Genomic DNA, 22859 nt, shown 5'->3' with positions numbered 1-22859 from the left:
TTTTGCTATTTTTTTATATTAAAAATAAGTTTTATTTGAACGTTTTATTTTAATTCTACTTCGTTTATTCCTTTAATTATCTAATAATTTGAGAGTATTATGTCAAAGCACAACAATCAAAATCCGAATCAAGAGCAAACCCCAGAAGACGCGAACGAGCTGATTGCTCAACTGCAAACCAAGCTGGATGACATCAAAGCATCAGGTAAGCAGCCTTATCCGAATACCTTTAAGCGCATGGACTATGCTCAGGATTTACAAACCGCTTTTGACGGTATCTCAAAGCAAGAAATTGAAGATAAAATTGCCAATGGTGAAAAAACTCAGGTAAATGTAGCCGGTCGCGTGATGCTCAATCGCGGCGCGTTTATCGTGATTCAAGATATGACCGGTCGTATTCAGTTATATGTAGCACGCAAACAGCTAGACCCAGAGACACTAGCGACGATCAAATCGCTAGATTTGGGTGATATCGTTGGGGTATCTGGTTATATCGGTCGTTCTGGCAAAGGCGACTTATATGTCCATATCGAAGCGTTGACTCTATTGACCAAAGCGCTACGTCCGATGCCAAATAAGTTCCATGGCTTGGCCGATGTCGAAGCACGCTATCGCAATCGTCATCTTGATTTGATGACCAATGAGACCACGCGCGATACTTTTGTGATTCGCAGTCAGGTTATCAGCGGTATTCGCAAATTTATGCTAAATGAGCGTTTTATGGAAGTTGAAACGCCAATGATGCATCCTATTCCAGGCGGCGCGGTTGCGCGTCCGTTTGTGACCCATCATAACGCTTTAGACATGCCGCTATACTTGCGTATCGCCCCTGAGCTGTATCTAAAACGCTTAGTGGTTGGTGGCTTTGAAAAGGTATTTGAGATTAACCGCAGTTTTCGTAATGAAGGCGTCTCAACCCGTCATAATCCTGAATTTACCATGATTGAGTTTTATCAGGCGTATGCCGATTATCATGACTTGATGGATTTGACCGAGCGCTTGTTCAATGAGCTGGCAATGGATATTTTGGGCACCACGGAGCTGACTTATCAAGGCGAGGCGATTAGCCTAAAAGCCCCATTTATCCGCTTGTCGATGTCTGATGCCATCGCTAAATATGCCGAAAACTTCGATATATCGCGTATCAACGACCGTGATTATCTTGCAGAATATGCTTCAACGACGCTTAAACAACAAGTCAAAGACGTCTTTGGCGTGGGTAAATTGCAGACCATTATCTTTGAAGAAACTGCTGAGCATCAGTTACGTCAGCCGACTTTTATCACAGAATACCCAGCTGAAACCTCACCGCTGGCACGCCGTAACGATGACAATCCTGAAATCACCGATCGCTTTGAGTTATTTATCGGTGGTCGTGAGTTGGCCAATGGCTTTAGTGAGCTCAATGACCCTGCCGATCAAGCGGAGCGCTTCCATGATCAAGTCGCTGAAAAAGATGCAGGCGATGATGAAGCCATGCATTTTGATGAAGAATATATTGAAGCCTTATCTTATGGTTTACCGCCAACAGCAGGCGAGGGCATCGGTATCGATCGCTTGGTGATGCTATTTACCGACTCGGCCAGTATTCGCGATGTGATTTTATTCCCGCATATGCGCCGCAAGTTCGAAAGCTAGATTGCTCTACTTGCCATAAATCGATGCTGGGACTAAACTGAACATAAGAAGGCTTTTTGTACTTTTAACGGAATGGTCTCAAGTGTTTTATGAGACCTTATGGATAGGGATGTTATGGACACTCAGCAAGTACCAGCGTCGATTTGGCAGCAGATGATTCAGCAAAACTTTTTATCTTTGTACGATTTAACTCCAGACAAAATCATAACCCTGAATATCTTCAGGGTTATGATTTTGTCTTTGAGTTTTCTAATGCTGTGGTCTACCTTATCGTCAATGATGTGACGATACAGGCTGATAGACAGGATATCGATAGCACTCAGGTGCGTGTTTGGAGAAAAGAGGTTGTCAATCAGTTGATTAAGCAACACGCTCAATTGTATCTGAAGAATGAACAGGCGCTTGCCTATCAAAATGATTCTAAAAACCAGTCTAAAACTAAGTTGACATCTGACCAAACGGCAGACAAAGCGATTTATTTTATTGGCTTGACTGCCCTTTCGGTGCAGCATCAAGAGATTGCTGAAAAAAACACTACAAAAAACAATGCTCAAAACCTTTATCGAAACCGCTATCAGAATAGTTATCGTAATAGCCAACAGAGCAAACCTGTAGAAACTGCCTCATATACGGTTGGCTATGAATATGGCAGTCAGTTTTTTGCAGAAGACTGTGTGTTAGATTTGGACGATGAAGAAAGTGTCTTGCAAGACTTTAGCTATCAAAACTTCACTGAGATACTCAAGCAATTGGTGACGCCCAGTGATTTAACGGCATTTTTAGATTTTCATCGCCGTAAGCTTGCGGGATTTGACGCGTTTCAAGACGAATCAACCTTACTTGCTCAGTTTTTACAGTCGCCAGATTTTCACCAAAGGGCGATTGAGGTTCAAAAACAACTGGTCAGCCATAATTTGATAGCAGAGATTGAACCACGACTGCTAAAAGCAGCAGAGCCTGAGCAGGCGGAGTTTGCTCAAGCACTGATGGCAGAGATTCAAAAGAACACGCGCATGTGGTACAAGCTGTTTAATAGCTTGGTCAGAGCGTGTTATGACGTGGGTACGCCGCTGCCAAAAAAGCAGGTTGATATTTTGGTCGATGAGTCCATGTATACCTATGCTTGTTTGGTAGAAAAAATCTTGGCGCATAGAACGATTGACCAAGATTCACGCTGGAATGGCTACGTGCGTCATGAACACTCTTATAATGTCTTTGGGCGTCATTATCTGCTGGTTTTTTATGCGCAAGATGACAACAGGTCGTTAAGTGCGGACAAAGTGCGTGCCGGTCATCAAGACTTATTATTTGAGCTCAACGCGCAAATGCAGCAGCCGGTCATGCAAGATCTGTTTTTAATCGGTGTCGATGTCAGACCTTGCGAAGACAGCGTAAATACCGAGGTGCATCTTGACGCCTTTCATCAGCAAGGCTCGCTTATCGATGCCAATACCCAGCGTTTGTATGAGCAATTGGCTGAGTTACGGGCGCAATCCTAACTTGTGCTAGAACCCAGTTTCGACGTTTGGTTTCAATACCTACTTTAGTGGTAAGTTTTAAGCTAAATCGCTGATTTGAAGCTTTATTTATATCATTACTCACATTGGCATTTATTATGACGCAGCAATATCAAGTTTTAGCGCGCAAATATCGTCCAAAAAACTTTCACGAGTTGATTGGGCAATCGCACGTCTCCCAAGCACTGATTAATGCGATTGATTATAATCGTCTGCATCATGCTTACTTATTTACGGGTACGCGCGGTGTCGGTAAGACCACTATTGCGCGTATTTTGTCTAAATGTTTAAACTGTGAGACGGGTATCACTAGCACGCCATGTGGTGTCTGTGATAACTGCGTGGCGATTGATCAAGGACGGTTTATTGATTTAATCGAGATTGATGCGGCCTCGCGTACCAAAGTTGAAGACACCCGCGAGCTACTTGATAATGTGCCGTATGCGCCAAGCCAAGGTCGCTACAAGGTGTACCTGATTGATGAGGTGCATATGCTGTCGACACACAGCTTTAATGCGCTGCTCAAAACCTTGGAAGAACCACCTGAGCATGTAAAATTCTTACTAGCCACCACCGACCCACAAAAGCTGCCCATCACGATTATCTCGCGCTGTTTGCAGTTTGTGCTGCGTCCTTTATCGCAAAGTCTGCTTAGTGAGCATCTAGCCAATATCTTAAATCAAGAGCGGGTGGATTATACTCAGCCTGCGCTTTGGCAATTGGCCAGTGCTGCTAAAGGCTCGGTGCGTGATGCGTTATCGCTGACCGATCAAGCGATTGCATTTGGACAAGGCGCGCTCGATGATGTAACAGTTAATGCCATGCTTGGCTTAATTGATGCCGCTGACTTGGTGCGTTTAATTACAGATATTTATAATCATGATAAATCAGCAGTCGCCACACATATCGAGCAAATGCGCGCGCAAATGGTCGATGCCACTAGCATGTTTGACGGCTTGGCTGAGTTGTTGCATCAATTGGCATTGACACAACTGCTGCCTGAGGTTGCGCTTAACGTAAACGAAGCACAAGCGCAGCAGATTAATCAGCTTGCGCAGCACATGAGTCCTGACGTTTTACAGCTATATTACGAAATCGTCGTGCAGGCGCGTGAAGGCGTAAAGCTGGCTAGCACGCCGATGCAGGCGCTTGAGATGTGTATTTTACGTCTATTGGCGTTTCGACCTTTACCCGTCGATGAGATTTTAGCAAACGTACCGGATACTACTATATCTTCTGTCCCTAGAGCATCTAGCTCTGTATCATCTGTTTCTACAGGCTCGATAGAAACTAACACTGCCGATAATGCTAAGGCTGAACTCAATACAGTATCAATAAGTGCCAATACTGCTGATGCAGCAAACACCACTGCACTTTTAAGTACAGATGAAAATATAGCGCCTTCATTAGAGCAAACCTCAACAGTAGTAGAAGCGCTATCAGAATTGCCGCCAGCACCACAGTTAGAACCAGCAGCGGACTCAATACCGCCACTACCAGACTACGATGCTGATTATCAGACCTCAAGTCAAAATGAGGTCGAGCCATACAACACTAGTTATGATGATGCTGAATTTGACCAATATAATAGCTACGGTAATGATGAAGGATTGGATTTATTAAGCAGCAATATTAAGCCTGAACCTGTTATTGAGCCTGAGCCTGTTGTTGAGCCTGAGCCTGTTGTTGAGCCTGAGCCTGTTGTTGAGCCTGAGCCTGTTGTTGAGCCTGAGCCTGTTGTTGAGCCTGAGCCTGTTGTTGAGCCTGAGCCTGTTGTTGAGCCTAGCGCAAATGATTCTCAATTAACTGCGCAAGTGGATGATCCGCGTACTTTATTACGCTGTGCGCCGCAAGAATTAACGGGCGAGTGGACGCCAGAAAAATGGGACTATTGGCTACAATGCGCCCGTGAAGCTGGTAGTTTGGCGTCCGATGAATTGGCACTGGCACGTCAAGGAATGATGACCGGGCACTGTAACGCTAAAGCGGTCTTTGTCACGGCGGTGGATAGTAAGCATCTGCAAGCTACTTTTCAGCAGCTGGCGGCAAAATTACAAGAACAGTTTACGCAAGCAGACATTAGCTTGCAGATAGATGGCAGTATTATGCAAGCCGATGATAAGACGCCTGAACGTCGTCAACAAAAACGCCTTATTGAAGCGCGTACAGTGGCAGAGTCTAGATTACTTAATACACCCGTCATGCAATATCTGACGGAGCGCGGCGAAGGAAAAATGGGTAAGGTTCAGTTATATTAAAGCGTTCAGTTATATTAAACAATGTTCAATTTTATGATTGGCAATCTTTAATCAGTAAACCTTTATATATTTTATTATAATTCTCCAAATATCAAGGCGACATCAATTTATCGCCTTGATATTTTTCGTTTTATTAATGACTAAATAGCTTTAGATGACTAACAGACTTATAGTAAAAAACTGTAAGATTTATTATAATCCGCTATAATGGTTAAGTTATATTAAAAACTAAAAAGCAGCTTAGGTGGAAATATGTTAGATAATTTACGTGGTATGGCTGTGTTTGCTAGTGTGGTCGGACACGGCTCTTTTAGTGGTTCAGCTCGCGAATTGGGTATTACGACCAGTGCGGTCAGCCAACAGATACGCGCTTTAGAAAACGAGCTTGGTGTAGTACTCTTGCATCGCTCAACTCGTAAGCTCAGCTTAACAGAAGCGGGTGCCAGCTTTTATGAAGCGGCAAAAGATGTGGTCAGTGCCGCTGAACAAGGGCGTATTAAAGTCAATCAATTACGTGATGAGCTTGCGGGTAGCTTACGCATTGCAACCACGCCTGAGCTTGGCGTTCATCATATTTTGCCTGCTCTATCGACTTGGATGTCGGCGCATGATGACCTTAGCATTACTTATTTTGCCGACAATCATTATATCGATATGATTGATGAGCGTATCGATATTGCGGTACGTATGAGCCCTAATATCAACGACTCAACCTTGAGCAATTACCCATTATCTGATGTGCGTCAACTGTTGGTCGCCTCACCGCAGTATTTACGTCAGCATAAAAAGATTGAAACGCCAAAAGATTTGGCAGACCATGAGCTGATTTGCATCGATATTATGAAAGACGCAAGTCATGTCGAGCTTACTCAGACCGAAACAGGCAAGAAAACACGCATCAAAATGAATTCGCGTATCCATACCAACAACGTCTTTATGGCGATGACTTTAGCAAAGGAAGGTCACGGCATCATTCGTATCATGGAGATGGACGTCAAAAGAGAGCTTGAAAATGGCAATTTGGTCGAAGTGTTGACTGGTTATCAGCTGCCAAGTTTCGTGCTATATGCTGTCACCTTAAACCGTGATCAGCAACCAGCAAAAATCACCCGCTGCTTAGAAGTACTAAAAAAGTACTTCCATGCTAATTAGGTTAAGTATTTAGTAATATCTGATTTAAAATGCTTTTATAGTGTTAAAAAGTAAAAAGCCTATAGATAATGTATCTATAGGCTTTTTTTAGCTTTAAACTTTGATTAAATCAACCGTTTAAAACGAAGGTTTTAATAAGTCAACCAAACGCTCAACCACTTGTGAGCTTTCATCACGGCTCATATTAAGCGGTGGCAATAGACGAATCACATGACCGCCTGTGACATTAATGATTAATTTTTGCTCATCACGGGCACGGTCAACTAATTTGCTACAGTCTATCTGCTGAGGAAGGGCGATACCAATCATCATTCCTGCACCGCGGGCGCTGACGCCATATTGTCCAAGTGCATTAACCACACCATCACGGATAAACTGTCCTTCAGTGACGGCATTGTCCATGATACCGCCGTCAGCAAGCACTTCATAAACGCTATGTACCACACGACTGGCTAGGGGTGTGCCACCATAAGTTGAGCCGTGACTACCAGCGCCAAACAAGCCATTGGCACGCCCGCGTACCATGCAAGCACCGACCGGAAAACCATTGCCTAAACCTTTGGCGGTCGTCAAGACATCAGGGCGCGCGTTGCTATGCTGATACGCAAAGTATTTGCCCGTACGACCGTTACCGGTTTGTACTTCATCAAGCATAAATAACCAATCATGACTATCGCATATAGCTTGTAGTTGCTCAAGATACGTAAAGCCATTGGCTGCGGTATTCAAACCACCTTCGCCTTGGATAGGCTCGACAAATACCGCACAGATATCATTATTGTCTTGAGCCGCTTGTTCAATCGCGGCGATATCACCAAAGGGTACGCGGATAAAGTCTTCATCCAAGGTATAAAAACCTTCACGGGCTTTAGGGTTGGCAGTTGCTGATAACGATAGCAAGGTACGACCATGAAAAGACTGTTCCATCACGATGACTTTTGGGCGTTTAAAACCTTGCTGGTGCGCATAGAGTCGTGCCAATTTTAATGCCGCTTCATTGGCTTCAGCACCACTATTAGCAAAAAATACGCTGTCCATTTGCGCCGCATGACACAAAGCTTCACCAGCACGCTCTTGCCAGTCAATACCAAATAAATTGCTGGTATGAACCAGCGTTGCTGCCTGCTGTTGAATAGCGTCGGTTACTTGTGGGTGACAATGCCCTAAACCGCATACTGCGATACCGGTCAAGGCATCTAGATAAGGCGTCTCATCTTGAGTATAAAGCCAGCTTCCTGAGCCGCGGGTAAAACTGATAGGTTGACGAAGATAAGTGGGCATCAGGTAAGTAGCAGACATGTAAAACATCCTTGGCATAATAAAGAGTTAGAGGGTAAAAGGTTTAATGGGAGTGAATAGATAATTAGAGTTCATCAGAAAACGGCGTCGATTCAGCAGGTAAGGTATATTCTTCACTTGCCCATGCGCCTAAGTCAATAAGCTTGCAGTGATGACTGCAAAACGGCTTATATTTATTGTCTTGCCACGCAGTTTGGTTGCCGCATTCTGGACAAGGATAGGTTTTGGGTAAGGGGTTGGTATTGTGGTCGCTGTTGCTAGAAGTAGATTCAGTCATAATAAAAGTAGGTATATCCTATGGGCTATCAATAAATGCTGTCATTTAAGACAGCGCTTCTAATCAATAGCGAGTATGAATAATGTGAGTTTTCCAGCTTTATAAGCAATCGCCCTGCGGCATTAATAATTGTCGTTCGATAAGCATGGACGTTGTATTACTATTAGGCTGGATTGACTATATAATAGCATGCGGTCGGATAATGACAAATGACAAATCCCTTAAGGATAGTAGATGACTGACAATCTTGAGCTTTCGCATAAGCAGCAGCGTGCCTTTCAACCCCAAAAACTTTCAGCACCGCGCGATTTTATGACTCCAGAAGTATTGATGAATAGACAGCTGCCTTTGGTATTGGAGATTGGCGCAGGGAAGGGCAAGCATGCGCTTAGCTTTGCACTGCAGTATCCTGATAAGCATCTAATAGCCATCGAGCGTACGCGTAATAAATTCGATGCTTTTGCTAAATTGGTCGGGCAGCAGAAATCAAGCAATCTCAGCGCGATTCATGCGGATGCCATCGCTTGGATTGTTCATGCTGTCGCGCCAAACAGTATCGAGCGTATTTTTATCTTATATCCCAATCCTGAGCAACATAACCCCAACCAACAGTGGTTAAACATGCCTTTTTTTGAGTTTTTGCTTTCTCGTTTGCAAGTAGGCGGAGAAGTAGTGCTGGCGACTAATATAGAAGCGTATATGGATAATGCAGAGCAGCAAGCCAATGAAGTCTGGTGCTTACCGAATACGCGTCATAAAGTCGCTAGCGATAGTCAGCGTACACACTTTGAAGTCAAGTATCTAGCGCGCGGTGAAACTTGTTGGCAGCTAAACATGCGTAAGCCTGACGGTTATCAAACCCGATTCGACAATTGGCAGGCAAGTAATGAAGCATAAAAAATAGCCTAAGTAAAAAAATGCATCATAATCAAAATTACCGAATAAAAAATTAAGGACAAAGAGTATGAAACAAAAATGTATTATCAAGAAGATAATTACATAAAATAGCCTAAGCAAATAAAAACAAACCATAAAAAGACCGCCACAAAAGGCGGTCCAAAAAATATCAACCTTCCTATATCACAAAAAAGGCTTCACCAATTTATTAGAATCGGTATAAGCATCTAATACCGTCAAAAAGGTATAGGCACCGATAAATTTTCTACTGATAAACATAAACTCTTTAGGCGGCAGGTTAAACTCAAAAGACTGCATCGCTTGCGTGGCGTTATTTGAGAGGCGAGTATGCAACTTACTGTTCGCCCAGATATAACGCTGCTGTTCATCTAAGCAATTTTTGGGAATATCAGGGTTTAAAGTAGGGTCACTAAAGGGTTCTGTCGCTAATAAAAATAATGAAGCGATATCGGAGCGTACTTTATCACTCATGCTATCAAAAAAATCATAACCGGTCATGGCGCGTTTCATTGCTTGATGGTCATGATGATAGCCAGCTCGTAATAGCCCGTGAGCAATGGTTAGTAAGTTATCGTCGAATTGGCGAATGGCACCAAAATCTAGCAATACCAGCTTATCGATTTCGTTTTCATCAGCAGCGACACGAACGAGGTAATTACCAAAATTGGGATCCGTTTGCATCTCGCCCCATACAAAAATCTCTTGCATCATGATTTCGATAGCGGCTTGACCGATAGCGTTGCGGCGCTCATGTGACAATAACTGTAGCGCTTCCGAGACCACCGTAATGCCTGGCTCATAAGACATGCATAACAAGCGTTTGGTTGAGTAAGTACGATTGATTTTGGGTACGATATAACGTGGGTCGCCCAGTAAGCGCTCATAAAAACGCTCCGTGGTCGCTGCTTCCGCTTCGTAGTCAACTTCATGATGGAGGAGGTCGCGTATCTCTTCAAACCACGCATCGAGGGCGCGTGTTTGCGGTACGATATTACTGACTTTTAATAAACGCTTAAATAAAGCCAAGTCAGAATTGATGGCATCGGCCACACCGGGATATTGGATTTTTAACACCACTTGCTCGCCCGTTGCCAATACCGTTGCGCGATGAACTTGGGCGAGGGAAGCGGTACCAATAGGAACGGGATCAACTTTTAGCTCATTTAACTTCGCGCCCAATAATTGGCGTAATGTGACCTCGATTTTTGGCCATGCTAAGGTGGCGGTATCGTCATTGAGTGTTTGCAGGGCGCGCGTGATTTCAGGCGGTAATATATGTTCGCCATAAATTGCTAGCATTTGACCAATTTTTACCACCGACCCTTTTAATTTACCTAGCTCTTCTGCTAGATAGTGCGCCTGTTCTTCCATAAAAATTTGATTGCGCGCCGTACGTGCTTCTTTATTCAAAAACATACCAGACACACTATTACCTGCCCAACGACGACCGATATTTAAGGAGGTTTTCGCAATAGACATCCGACGCTCAAACCCTGAGGTCTTCAGGTTGTCGATGGATTGCTTGTTATTAGACGGTTTATTATTAGAGGGTCTAGAGGTATCATTTGCCATAAATATAATCATTCATCCGGTTGCTATTGATGTGCGGGCGTAAACCGACAATACAAGGAGATGCGACGTACTGGTACAAAATTGTATCATATAACGGGCGGTAGATTGAGATGCCCATGCTTAGCATGAACCGTTACTTTGTAAATTAACGTATGCTTATTAAAAGTAAATCTATGAATTGCTATGTTACATGCTACGACCGAGCATTAAAGCGCTCAAAATCAAGCGCCACAATAAATAGCCTTATTCTAACACTAAGCCGCCAAAGATAATTTTTAAAATACGCTCATAAAAAATGAGCAAACGAAAAATCCGACCTAGCATTACACTAGATCGGATTGCCATAAAAACAATATAAGAAAAACGATATAAGTTTTAAATTGGCCTAACCATATTAAACATTTTCGCGAGCAATCGCCTGGTGACCGATATCACGGCGATAATGAGCGCCATCAAAGCTAATCGCGCCTGTCACGGTCAATGCGGCTTGCTGTGCACCAGAAATGCTATCAGCCAATGCCGTCACGCACAATACGCGCCCGCCATTGGTCACCACTTCTTTCTCATCATTATCATCACTAAACGTATCGTTATTAGAGAAAGCCGTGCCAGCATGAAAAACTTTGACTGACTTTTGATTATCATTATCCAACTCTGGCATACCAGTAATCACATCACCTTTGGATGAGGTTTCAGGATAGCCTTTTGAAGCAACGACAATACCGAGAGCAGGGCGCTCATCCCAATTGGCGGCGCTTGGTAATTTACCATTTAAGCCTTGGGCTACCAAGTCAACCATCGATGATTGTAAACGCATCAAAATCGGCTGCGTTTCTGGGTCGCCAAAACGGCAGTTAAACTCAATCACATACGGGTCGCCCGCCTCATCAATCATTAGTCCAGCGTATAAAAATCCGGTATAAGGATGGCCGGCAGCTTTCATGGCATCAACAACAGGTTGGATAATTTGCGCCATTACCTTATCGTGAACGTCTTGGGTGACCACTGGCGCAGGGGAGTAAGCACCCATGCCGCCAGTATTTGGTCCCGTATCGCCTTCAAACGCACGTTTATGGTCTTGGCTGGTTGCCATCGGTAAGATGTTGTCACCATCTACCATGCAAATAAAGCTGGCTTCTTCCCCTTGCAAGAATTGCTCGATAACCACACGGCTACCAGCATCGCCAAATTTATTATCCGCAAGCATATCGTCAATTGCTTCGTGCGCCTGCTCGATGGTTTCGGCGACGATAACGCCTTTACCCGCAGCCAAACCGTCGGCTTTGATCACAATCGGTGCGCCTTGCTCATCGATATAGGCTTTGGCAGCAGTAGCGTCCGTAAAGCCTTGATAGGCTGCGGTTGGAACATTGTTTTGTTCCATAAATTCTTTGGCAAAGGTTTTTGAGCCTTCAAGCTGCGCACAATAAGCGGTTGGCCCCCATGCTTTGATGCCGGCTGCACGACAAGCATCAACGATACCGGTTACCAACGGCGCTTCTGGACCGACAATCACCATATCAATGGCGTTATTTTGGCAAAATTCGATGACCGCACTGTGTTCGTCAGCATCGGCTGTATCTTCTAAGGTGACGTTTTGGCATTTGGGCTCAAGGGCGGTGCCAGCATTACCGGGAGCGACGTAGATGTTTTGTACCTTGTCGTCTTTTGCACACTGCCATGCGAGTGCGTGTTCGCGACCACCTGAGCCAATCACCAAAATATTCATCATACGTCTGCCCTTAGCATCAAAATTCATTGTGAGTTGTTTGTGAGTTAGTTTTTTGGGAGTTAATAGCGAGCCAGCAAAATCTGCTGCAATATACTGCGGTATTCTAACAAAAAAACGCCATGATTGTCATGAGTATCCACCTGTCAGCAAGTTTTAGATGAGGTTAGGATGTTATTGTCTTAATTATTAAAGACTCTCTCATTAACTGTCTCATTATCAAAGGTTATCGACATATTGCTGATTCATGAAATGATGTTGTACGCTTTTGCTAGACGCCGCAGTGCGTTACACTTTGATAGGTTGGCACTAGTAGATACCAATGATTGGTTATTGCAAAAACGAGAACGACAAACCTATAACAAAGGACAATGGATATGCCTCACAACTTAAATATCGCAAAAGAGCGGATCAGCCAGATAAGCGATATTGCCACCAGTTATGTACAAAAAGACAAATCGCTATTTGACCATTTTATTCATAGCTATTATCAGACGTTGCATCAAGAAGTGGCGAAAGATATCAGTAATATGGATTTGGCTGGTATGGCGCTGCATCATTTCACCTTGCTCAAAGCTTATGACGGCAGTCAGCCGCAGCTTGCTATTTTAAACCCCATCGCAGAAGAGCAGCATTTTCATAGCTCGCATACGGTTATACAAATAGTCGCTTACGACAGACCATTTTTGGTCGATACCATTTTAATGAGCTTGGAAGCAGAAGGTATCGACGTCCATCGTACTTATAATATTATTATTGGCGTCGAGCGCGATGAAAATGGCGATATCACTCATGTCGAAAGTGCGCATGAAAGCGACACCTCAAAAATGTCTTTGATTCATTGCGAAATCGCTTATCAAAACAATGACGAGTTGGCGGCATTAAAGCAGATGCTGCTGGCAAAAATCGATACCCTTGATATCGTCGTTGATGACTGGCAGCAGATACGCGGCAAGCTGACCGATATAAAAGCGGAGCTGGCTGGTCAAAATCTACCCGAAGTGTATTATTCGCCGCAAGAAATTCAAGCGTTTTTGGATTGGGTATTAGACGAGCATTTTATCTTTTTAGGCTATCGCGAGTACCGCTTAGAAAATGATGACAATTTAGACTTATTTGCCATTGGTAATAGTGGGCTTGGCCTGTTGCGCGGCGGAAGTGAGGATACGCTCTCAAAAAGCTTTGATGAGTTGCCTCATAATCTAAAAAAGTTATTAACCGAGCCACGCGTATTGATGTTGTCTAAATCAAGCCGTGTGTCACCCGTTCATCGCCCGGTATACATGGATTTTTTAGGCATTCATAAGTTTGATGACCATGGCAAGCTGATTGGCGAATATCGCTTTATCGGTCTATTTACCGCGCAAGCCTATCAGCTAAGCGTACAACAGATTCCGCTGCTACGTGAAAAAGCCAATAAAATCATGGCGATGGCGGATTTACCACGTGATGGTCATGCGTATCATAAAATGATGCATGTGATTAACTCTTTACCGCGCGATGATTTGTTTCAAGCCAGCGTTGAAGAGTTATATCCTATCGTCTCTGGTATTAGCCAATTGCAAGATAAAAAAAGCTTGCGCTTATTTAGCCGAGTCGATCATTATCAGCGCTTTGTATCCTGCTTGGTCTATATTCCACGTGATAAATTCAATACCGAGCTGCGTATTAAAGTACAAAACGTCTTAAAAGACGCTTACGGCGGTACGTCATCTGGCTTTACCACGGAATTTAACGAATCAGAACACGCCCGCGTCCACGTCCATGTGCGTACGATACCGGGTCAAGTGAATGACGTGGATACGGCGGCGCTACAGGATAAGCTGTCGGCTCTCATGCAATCATGGCGCGATAATTATCAAAAAATGCTGCTCGATAATGTCGGCGAGCAGCAAGCAAATGCCTTAATGCGCCGCTTCTTAAGCTATATTCCTGCAGCCTATCAAGAACGCTTTGATGCGCGGACGGCGGTCGAAGATACCAAACGTCTGGCGGGCTTAAATGACGAGCAGCCAATGATTTGGCATTTATATCAGTCAACGGGCGGCGCCAGCAATCAGCTGCACCTAAAACTATATGGTCGCCAAAATCCTGTGATTCTCTCAAAAGTCTTGCCGGTACTAGAAAACTTTGGCGTATCGGTCATCTCAGCGCAAACCTATGAGTTCGATTTACCAGAGCAGCCGATTTGGATGCAAGAGTATGAGCTGGTGCTTGAGCATGTTGACACCATCGATATGCAAGTGGTACGCGCGCAGTTTGAAGATAGCCTAAAGCAAATATGGGCAGGGCGCGTTGAGAGTGATTCCTTTAATGAGCTGGTATTAACCACCAAACTCGACACGTATGATGTGGTGGTACTGCGTGCCTTATCGCGTTATATGATGCAAGCAAAAGCGCCGTTCTCTAGTGCTTATATTCAGCAAACCGTGGTAAAAAATAGTGCCATTAGCATTGCCTTAAGCGAGCTATTCGATGCGCGCATGAATCCTAAATACAGTGAAGAGGAGCGCGCCAGCAAAACCAGTCAAACTCGAGAGCAAATCAACAGCGCCTTGGCTGGCGTCAGTAGTTTAGATGAAGATCGTATCCTGCGTTGGTATTTAGATTTGATTAATGCCATGGTGCGTACCAACTTCTATCAAAGAGAAGCGGATGGTCAACGTAAAGACCGTTTATCGTTTAAGTTTTTGGCGGCAGATATTCCAAACTTACCCAAACCTAAGCCTATGTTTGAGATATTTGTTTATTCACCACGTGTTGAAGCGGTGCATTTACGCGGCGGTAAAGTCGCTCGCGGCGGTCTACGCTGGTCGGACCGTATGGAAGATTTCCGTACCGAAGTACTTGGTCTAGTCAAAGCGCAAATGGTCAAAAACGCGGTCATTGTCCCGGTTGGCTCCAAAGGCGGTTTTATCGTCAAGACCAAAACCATGGCTGATGGCCGTGAAGCCTTCCAAGCAGAGGGCATCGCCTGTTATCAAGCGTTCCTGCGCGGTATGCTTGATGTGACCGACAATATTGTCGATGGCAAAATTGTCCCGCCAGCCAACACCGTACGTCATGATGAGGACGACCCGTACTTAGTCGTTGCTGCTGATAAAGGTACCGCTACCTTCTCAGATATCGCCAATGCCTTATCAAGCGAGTATAACTTTTGGCTCGATGATGCCTTTGCTTCAGGCGGCTCGGTCGGTTATGACCATAAAGCGATGGGTATCACCGCTCGCGGTGGTTGGGAGTCGGTCAAGCGCCACTTCCGTATGCGCGGTATGGACATTCAAAACCGTGATGATTTCACCGTTGTTGGTATTGGCGATATGAGTGGCGACGTTTTTGGTAACGGCATGCTCAGATCCACACATACTAAGTTGGTCGCAGCCTTTAACCATCTACATATCTTTATCGATCCAAACCCAGATACCGCCGCGTCTTATACCGAGCGTGAGCGTTTATTTAATCTGCCGCGTTCAACGTGGGACGACTATGAAAAATCGCTCATCAGCCAAGGTGGTGGCGTGTTCTCACGTCAAGATAAAACCATTGTTATTAGCCCTGAGATGAAAGCATTATTTGATATCAGTGAAGATAGCCTTGCACCCAACGAGTTAATCAGCGCGCTGCTAAAATCGCCAGTTGATTTGATTTGGAATGGCGGTATCGGAACTTACGTGAAAAGCGCCAATGAAAGTCATGCCGATGTTGGTGACCGCGCCAATGATGCCGTGCGCGTCAACGGTGGTGAGCTGCGGGCGGCGGTCGTTGGCGAAGGCGGTAACTTAGGCTTTACCCAGCAAGGGCGTATCGAATACGCACAAACGGGCGGGCGCATTTATACCGATGCCATTGACAACTCAGGCGGCGTCAACTGCTCGGATCATGAAGTCAATATTAAGATTTTACTGGGTAAAGTGGTTGAGCAAGGCGACATGACGCTCAAGCAGCGTAATGAGCTGTTAGAGTCTATGACCGATACGGTCGCTGAATTGGTACTGCGCCAAAACTATCTACAACCACAGGCGCTTGAGCTCAGCCATCTACGCGCGGCGGCAAATTTAAGTGACCATCAACGCTTTATTCAAATGTTAGAAAGCGAAGGACGTCTTGATCGCGCCATTGAATATCTGCCATCGGATGAAGAGATTGCCAAGCGTCAAAAAGCGGGCACAGGTCTCACCAATCCAGAGCTGGCAGTTGTGATGGCTTACGGCAAAATGTGGGTGTACGATAATTTGTTGGCGTCAGATTTGCCTGATGCGCCGTATTTCGTTAATGAGCTGCGCCAATACTTCCCTGATGAGCTGGCAGCAAACTTCTTTGATGAGATGAAAGAACATCGCCTGCACCGTGAAATCATCAGTACTTATTTGACCAATAGCATCGTCAACCGTTTGGGTATCGAAGCCTTATTCCGTTTATTTGAGGAAACGGGGCAAACGCTTGCTACGATTGCGCGCGGCTATGCGATTGCTCGTGATGTCTTCCATGTATCAAAAGCTTGGGAAAAACTTGAGTCACTAGACAATCAAGTCGATGCCACCTTGCTACTTGAGCTTGAGCTACGTTTGCGTGATGCGCTTGAAAATGGCGTAGTGTGGTTTATCAATGCCTTTGGTCAGGATTTACAAGTTGCCGATATGATCGAGCGCTTTGAAGACAGTGTGGAAAAATTGACCAAAGCAGGCGGTTTTATCGAGCAGCAATTCTCAGAGTATTTGCAAGAAGACATCACAAGCTTAACGGAAGACGAGCTGTCTGCGGATGACGCGGCGATGTTCGCGATGTTGCCGTACCATGTCGATGCGCTAGATGCCGCGCTGTTGGCTGAGCAGTATGAACGCCCAGTCGATGAGATTGCCACTTTATACTTTGAGGCCTATCACGTTTTACAGCTAGATTGGATGATGGACAATATCGCCACCTTACCGCAGCAAGACCACTGGGATCGCCGTGCGCGTCATGCCCTTGTCAACGAAGTTTCGCGCAGTCTGCGTATGCTGATGGATACTTTATTAAAGCAGCCTGATGCCAAACAAGCCTTTAATGACTGGAAATCTCGTCATGAAAGTCAGCTTGATTCCATCACCGCTGAGATGCAAAAAATTGATAGCAATGATGAAAGTGATATTAGTTTATCAACGTTATCGGTATTGATGAGTGAGCTTAGTGGGCTGGTAAGTAAGTAATAAGCTAAAAAATAAGCCAGATAGCAAATTACAGAAAATCCAGACTATATGTTTATAGAAAAAAATCACCGTTATGAGTTAACGGTGATTTTTTGTTTTTCAATAATAAAAAGAAAACTAAAAAGGCTAATTTAAGGTTATAAAGGTATTTAAACGGCGCATTTTGCCGTCTTTTTCAACCCAGACTTTCTCACCATCGTCACGATAGCTAGCAAATTGAGGTGTTAGTATCACATCACCTTTATCATTCATAATGCCAAACTTGCCCGCTTGCTTATAAGTATAAAGCTGATGGTATAGCAGCTTTCTGATGGGGGCGTCTGATGCGAGGATTAACTTACCATTGGCATCGATAATCTGCGCGCTAACAATCTCGTCTTGGATATCTTCGCTCATGCCTGTAGCGGTGCTACCATCGACTAACGTACTGCGCAAAAATAGCGGCGGCTTAGCAGAAGTATTAAACGCTTCGATATGTTGATGGGCGGCAAACGGAATGATGACTTGGTTATGTTGGTCAATGAGTGCTGTCTCGTCGTTTAAGCTCACTTGCAAATATAAAAGCTGACCTGTACAAGCATTTAACGGATGAATCGCCTTATACTTTGGCATGATTGCCCAGTAGCCTTTATCATCAAGCAGTCCTGTGCGCCCTTGATTGCTAGTTATTTTAAAATAATCTTGGTCATGATCAGAATCGTAGTGCGCATGCTCGATAGGTGCCGTAGTTAGTGGAAAAATCCAATCACCATGACGATTGATAATACCTTGTCTGGTTGTCGCATCTGATGATTTGACGCTGACAATAAAGCTGGTTGCGATATCCGGCTCGGTTTGAATAGCGTCATAGTCAAAAGGGACAATAATCTTGCCAGCAGCATTGATAACGCCGTATTTACTATCCTGCTTAGCAAGCACATAGCTGTCCATCACGATATAAGCATCGGACAAATTATCCATGACAACATGACCACTTAGGTCTTGCAGCTGCTGCGACCCGTCAGCTTGTTCGATCAACTTGCCAGCAAACGGCGTATTATTTTCAATACGCTCAAAGTAGCTACTGGGTAAAGTTCCGGCGCAATTAATCGTCGCCTGCGCAGACGTCAAACTTAAAGTAAAAGCAGTAATGGTAAATATAAAAGCAGTAAGCAAACGCGCATTAATATAAATAATTTTAAATAGAGTATGCATAAATGTGCCACCTTAAAATTACTTTAGCCATTAACTGGCAATATGATAACAGCCTTGTCCAGTGATTTTACTAAAGCCACCTGAGAGCTTAGTGACTTGAATTTGGGTCAAAATACGCTCTTTTAGCGCCTGCACGTGCGAGATGACGCCAATCAATTTGCCTTCTTGCTGTAAGCTGGTCAAGGTATCGAGGGCGATATCCAGTGATTCCTCATCAAGGGTGCCAAAGCCTTCGTCCAAAAATAACGAATCGACGCGAATATTATGACTGGCCATCTGCGACAGTCCGAGCGCTAATGCTAGGCTGATAATAAAGCCTTCACCGCCAGAGAGATTTTTAGTGCTGCGTCTCTCGCCACCTTGATAGTTGTCAATGACATTGAGCTCGAGCGGACTATTGTCGTCACGCGCCAGCAAATAGCGATCGCTCATTTTATGCAGTTGGGCATTGGCATGGGTCACCATGATATCAAAGGTCAGACCTTGGGCAAAGGTACGATACTTTTTGCCACTGCTTGAGCCTATCAGTTCATTGAGCTGTCGCCAGACTTGCAAGGTGTCTTTTTGATGAGCAATGGCTTGGCGCTGAGCCTGCTGGTTGCCTTTTTTCTCTTCATTGTCTTTGAGCTGTTGGCTCATGGCGCCGATTGCTTCAATCAAGCGCTGCAATTCATTTTGTGCCAATTGCTGCTGCTCAGCCAGCGACTCTCTATCTTCAGTGGTTAAAGGGTTGGCTTTTTTCTCCGCCAGTGCTTGCAAGGTTTGAGTCAATAGGGATTGCGCTTGCTTGAGCGTATCGTTGATTTGCTGCTGCTGCTCGGTTAAGTGATGACGCTCGGCAGCTGGCAGGCGCGCGCGCATGAATTCTGCTTCATCGCTAAAGTCAGAGCTGGCGAGCGCGGTTTTAAAAATATCTTCTTGCGTCGTCAGAGCAGTGCTAGCGGTCGTTAATTGCTCGGCAAGCAACTGCTGCTGTCGTTGTAATTGTTTGAGAGTGAGCTCAGCACTATCTAACTGCCGCTGCGCTACTGCTTGTTCGCTATGCGCCTGTTCAAGGACAGTGCGTAACCTTGCTTCTTCTGCATCAGGATTGATATTCATGTTGCTATTATCAACACCAATGTTCGGCACGTTATCTGCAAAAATATTGTCTGCAAAAATATCACGCCGCTCAGTGGTTAATTGTGCCAGTGTCTCGGTTTTCGCAATAATTGCTTGCAGCAAATCATCAAGCTCAACCTTTTGTTTATCCAACTGGGCTTGCTTGGTTTCGATTTGCACGGTAATGCTGCTAAGCGCAGTGATTAGGTTTTGTTGGGCATTTTTATAAGCAGTAAACTGCTGCTTTAATTGCACCAAACTACTACGCTGCTGACGCAGCGTATCAAGGTGAACCTCATAGTCAGCTTTATTTAGCATAACTTGCTGGTCAATACTCGCTAGCAGCGGCTGTAAAGCAGCAGGTTTGGTAACGGCATCTAGCTCATACTTGCCCGCAAGATATTTATTTAATATCGCCAATATAGCGTCTTTAAGCTGCGTTAATTCGGCAAAATTCGTCGAGATTTTTTTCTCGATAGCATCCAAAGCCAGCGTGCTTATTTGACTATTGCTCTTAATCTCATGAATATCAGTGGCAAGCTGATACTGCTGCTTTTCAAACGTCTCAATGGTTTTATTCGTTTTAGCAAGCTCATCGCTTAGTGCTTCATGTTGTGTAAGCGTGTCTTTTAAAGACTGCTTGCGCTTACTGAGTTGGTCTTTAATCGTCTCTAGCAATAACAAACCATCTTTTATTAAGCGCTCTTTTATCAGTGTGCAATCTGTTGAGTCGTCAGCTATTTGTTCACTCAACAAATCCATATCTATGCCAATTTGGCCAAGCTGAGTCATGCTTTCAGTCACGGCGTTAGAATAGGTTTTAGCCAAAAGCGGCTGTATTAAGTCATTGCTGTCCGCGCCCAGTTTTTTTATCTGCTCATAGAGTGGGGTTTTTTGCTCGTGCAACTGCTTAATCTGATTTTGTGTGGTGGCATATTCAATACGCTGCTTGGAGATGGTTTGTTCTAGCGTATTTATCGTCGTATCCAGCTCGCTTATTTGCTGCTGCGTTTGAGCCACTTCGGATGGCTCTTTGTTCAATACAGGATGATGGGCGCCATAAGGATGCTCGCGCGCACCGCAAAGCGGGCAAGGATCGCCCTCTTTTAGTTGGGTAATATAACGCTCTAAACTGGCAACCTGTTGCCATGAATCGAGCAGCTTTTGCTTATCTTGACGTCGGTCTTTGGCGTCTGCCATAAGCGCTTCGTTGTCAGTAATGCTCGCCGCCAGTTTGGTCAAGGTATCATTAATGGTCGGCAGGGCAGTGTTTATCTTATTGATTTGGCTAGCAAGCGCTTCAATTTGCTGTGCCTTAGAGCTCACTTGCTCTATCTGGCTGTGCGTGTGCTCAATCTGCTCTTGCTCATCACGTATAGCAGCCAATGACTGCGTTTGGGTTAATGCTGCCTGCTGTTTTTGCAAAGTGGCTAGCGCTTCACGCGCTTTGGCAATCAAAGCGTTGGTCGCATCTTGCTGCTGCTGACATTGATCAAGATTGGTTTGATATTGGATTGATTGCTGATGATGAGCAATTTTTTCGTTTGCCAAAGCGGCATTATCTTGCAGCAGCGCTTTTAAGCGGCTGCCATGACTATCAAAATTTGCCGCATCGGTATCTATATCGTGCAAAGCGGCGGCGTTAATCAAATATTTTTCTATCGTTGCTAACTGGGCCTTGTCCTGATTGAATTGGACGGTATGATTTTCTATCTCTTGGCGTAAGCCTTGCGTATTGGTCGCCAGGCGTTGTTTTCTTTGCTGCTGATCGTCTAACACCTGCATTTGCTGGGCGATTGCCCCATCGAGCTTACGAGCGTGAGCAATTTTTGGTAACGTGATTTGCAGCTCGTCATAGGCGCTCTGCGTATCAGTGTCAGCTGCTTTTAGCGCATTCACCGCGTGCGCAAGGCGCTCTTGTTGCTGCGGCAGCTGATGATTTAGTGCCTGCTGATCATTTTGCAAACGTTTAACGTCATTACGATTATAGGCAAGTTGACTGTATTGGCTGTCAATCTCCAAGGCTTTATTGGCGGCGTTAAGACGCTTAGCGTCAGGAGCGAAATCTGCCTGCGCTTGCTTGGCAACCGTAACCTCGTTTTGATGATTATCGACGTTTTTTTCTAATTCTGCCACCGTATCGAGCCAATTGATTTGCGCTTGCAGACGTTGATACTGTTGTTGCTGCTGGGTTTGCGCGGTTTGATGCAAGGTTAATTTTTCCTTAATCAGCGCTTCTTCATCGGCGTCTAACAAAGTTAAACCCTCTAAGCCAAACTGTAGTTTATTTAAAATTTCTTCTTCCGCGCGTTTTTTTTCAAAAACATGGGTCGATATCGTCGCGTAGATATCTGTACCCGTGATTTTTTCTAAGATATCGGCGCGCTCATCGGCCTTAGCCTTTAAAAACGCGGAAAAACTGCCCTGCGCCAGTAAGATTGAACGCGTGAACTGCTGAAAATCCATTCGTGTCAGCTCAACAATTTTTTCTTTGGTGCGTGAGAGTTTGCTTTCTAGTATTTCATCGCCTTTAAGCTTGTCATCTTTGCTATCGGCATTACTGTCATCGTCAGTTTTGGGCGTTACCAAAGCAATCTCATGGGTGGCATCTTGCAAGTTACCATCCGCCTTGCCATAAGCGCGGCGCTGCCCCCAGCGGCAGCGATATTGCGTGCCATTTAAATCAATGACCACTTCCGCGAAACACTCTGCCGTTTGCCGCGTCATGACCTCGTTGCTACTTTTACTGATGTTATTGATCCGCGGCGTCTCACCATATAGCGCCAGACAAATCGCATCCAAAATCGTGGTCTTGCCAGCGCCGGTCTGTCCAGTAATGGCAAATATGCCTTCATTGATAAACGCGGAATCAGCGAAATCGATATGCCATTCGCCCTTTAAAGAGTTTAAGTTTTTGAGTCGCAGTTCGATTAGGCGCATGTGTCGGTCTTTGTCGTTTGAATGGATGGTTGTGATTGGGCTTTGGAACTTATGTTTTGATGCCGCGCTCATTGCTCA

General features: G+C 44.8%; 12 protein-coding genes. 6 read left to right on the top strand and 6 right to left on the bottom strand.

Features of this window, described 5'->3' with window-relative positions; translation table 11 throughout:
• Positions 1 to 99: 99 nt before the first annotated feature.
• The 4 genes from lysS to JFC07_RS00305 all read left to right on the top strand — a co-directional run bounded on the left by lysS (position 100) and on the right by JFC07_RS00305 (position 6565).
• Complete coding sequence (gene lysS, locus JFC07_RS00320; RefSeq protein ID WP_198327808.1) at positions 100 to 1638, top strand: lysine--tRNA ligase; 1539 nt, start codon at positions 100 to 102, stop codon at positions 1636 to 1638.
• Positions 1639 to 1781: 143 nt separating this feature from the next.
• Positions 1782 to 3137 carry a hypothetical protein gene (locus JFC07_RS00315; protein WP_227678163.1) on the top strand — a complete coding sequence of 452 codons (1356 nt, stop codon included), beginning with the start codon at positions 1782 to 1784 and terminating at the stop codon, positions 3135 to 3137.
• 116 nt (positions 3138 to 3253) lie between these two features.
• Positions 3254 to 5413, top strand: a complete 2160-nt coding sequence (dnaX, locus tag JFC07_RS00310; RefSeq protein ID WP_198327807.1) for a DNA polymerase III subunit gamma/tau — start codon at positions 3254 to 3256, stop codon at positions 5411 to 5413.
• A 252-nt stretch (positions 5414 to 5665) separates the two neighbouring features.
• Positions 5666 to 6565, top strand: a complete 900-nt coding sequence (locus JFC07_RS00305) for a LysR family transcriptional regulator (RefSeq protein ID WP_068405327.1) — start codon at positions 5666 to 5668, stop codon at positions 6563 to 6565.
• Between the two features lie 117 nt (positions 6566 to 6682).
• Here the strand turns inward: JFC07_RS00305 and JFC07_RS00300 are convergent, their stop codons facing one another.
• Positions 6683 to 7864: an aspartate aminotransferase family protein gene (locus JFC07_RS00300; RefSeq protein ID WP_068405329.1), complete on the bottom strand. Its 1182-nt coding sequence runs from the start codon at positions 7862 to 7864 to the stop codon at positions 6683 to 6685.
• Positions 7865 to 7928: 64 nt separating this feature from the next.
• Positions 7929 to 8141, bottom strand: a complete 213-nt coding sequence (locus JFC07_RS00295; protein WP_068405332.1) for a DNA gyrase inhibitor YacG — start codon at positions 8139 to 8141, stop codon at positions 7929 to 7931.
• Between the two features lie 234 nt (positions 8142 to 8375).
• Between JFC07_RS00295 and trmB the strand changes: the two genes are divergently transcribed.
• Complete coding sequence (trmB, locus tag JFC07_RS00290; protein ID WP_068405335.1) at positions 8376 to 9038, top strand: tRNA (guanine(46)-N(7))-methyltransferase TrmB; 663 nt, start codon at positions 8376 to 8378, stop codon at positions 9036 to 9038.
• Between the two features lie 183 nt (positions 9039 to 9221).
• Here trmB and JFC07_RS00285 read toward each other — a convergent pair whose 3' ends face one another.
• Positions 9222 to 10631: an ABC1 kinase family protein gene (locus JFC07_RS00285; RefSeq protein WP_198327806.1), complete on the bottom strand. Its 1410-nt coding sequence runs from the start codon at positions 10629 to 10631 to the stop codon at positions 9222 to 9224.
• A gap of 394 nt (positions 10632 to 11025) precedes the next feature.
• Positions 11026 to 12360 (bottom strand): phosphoribosylamine--glycine ligase, encoded by a 1335-nt coding sequence (gene purD / locus JFC07_RS00280; RefSeq protein ID WP_198327863.1) that lies wholly within the window; start codon positions 12358 to 12360, stop codon positions 11026 to 11028.
• A gap of 377 nt (positions 12361 to 12737) precedes the next feature.
• Here purD and JFC07_RS00275 point away from each other — a divergent pair, with 377 nt between their 5' ends.
• The gene (locus tag JFC07_RS00275) at positions 12738 to 17546 is read left to right on the top strand and encodes an NAD-glutamate dehydrogenase (protein ID WP_198327805.1); all 4809 of its coding nucleotides are present in this window, start codon (positions 12738 to 12740) and stop codon (positions 17544 to 17546) included.
• Positions 17547 to 17672: 126 nt separating this feature from the next.
• On the opposite strand, the gene JFC07_RS00270 is transcribed toward JFC07_RS00275, so the two are convergent.
• Both JFC07_RS00270 and JFC07_RS00265 read right to left on the bottom strand, forming a co-directional pair.
• Complete coding sequence (locus tag JFC07_RS00270; RefSeq protein ID WP_198327804.1) at positions 17673 to 18740, bottom strand: WG repeat-containing protein; 1068 nt, start codon at positions 18738 to 18740, stop codon at positions 17673 to 17675.
• 30 nt (positions 18741 to 18770) lie between these two features.
• Complete coding sequence (locus tag JFC07_RS00265) at positions 18771 to 22781, bottom strand: AAA family ATPase (RefSeq protein WP_198327803.1); 4011 nt, start codon at positions 22779 to 22781, stop codon at positions 18771 to 18773.
• Positions 22782 to 22859: the final 78 nt, after the last annotated feature.

This window comes from Psychrobacter faecalis, assembly GCF_016107575.1.
GTDB classification, from domain to species: domain Bacteria; phylum Pseudomonadota; class Gammaproteobacteria; order Pseudomonadales; family Moraxellaceae; genus Psychrobacter; species Psychrobacter faecalis.
The sequence above is the reverse complement of the archived record's forward strand: the minus strand, read 5'-3'. Positions and strand labels throughout refer to the sequence as shown.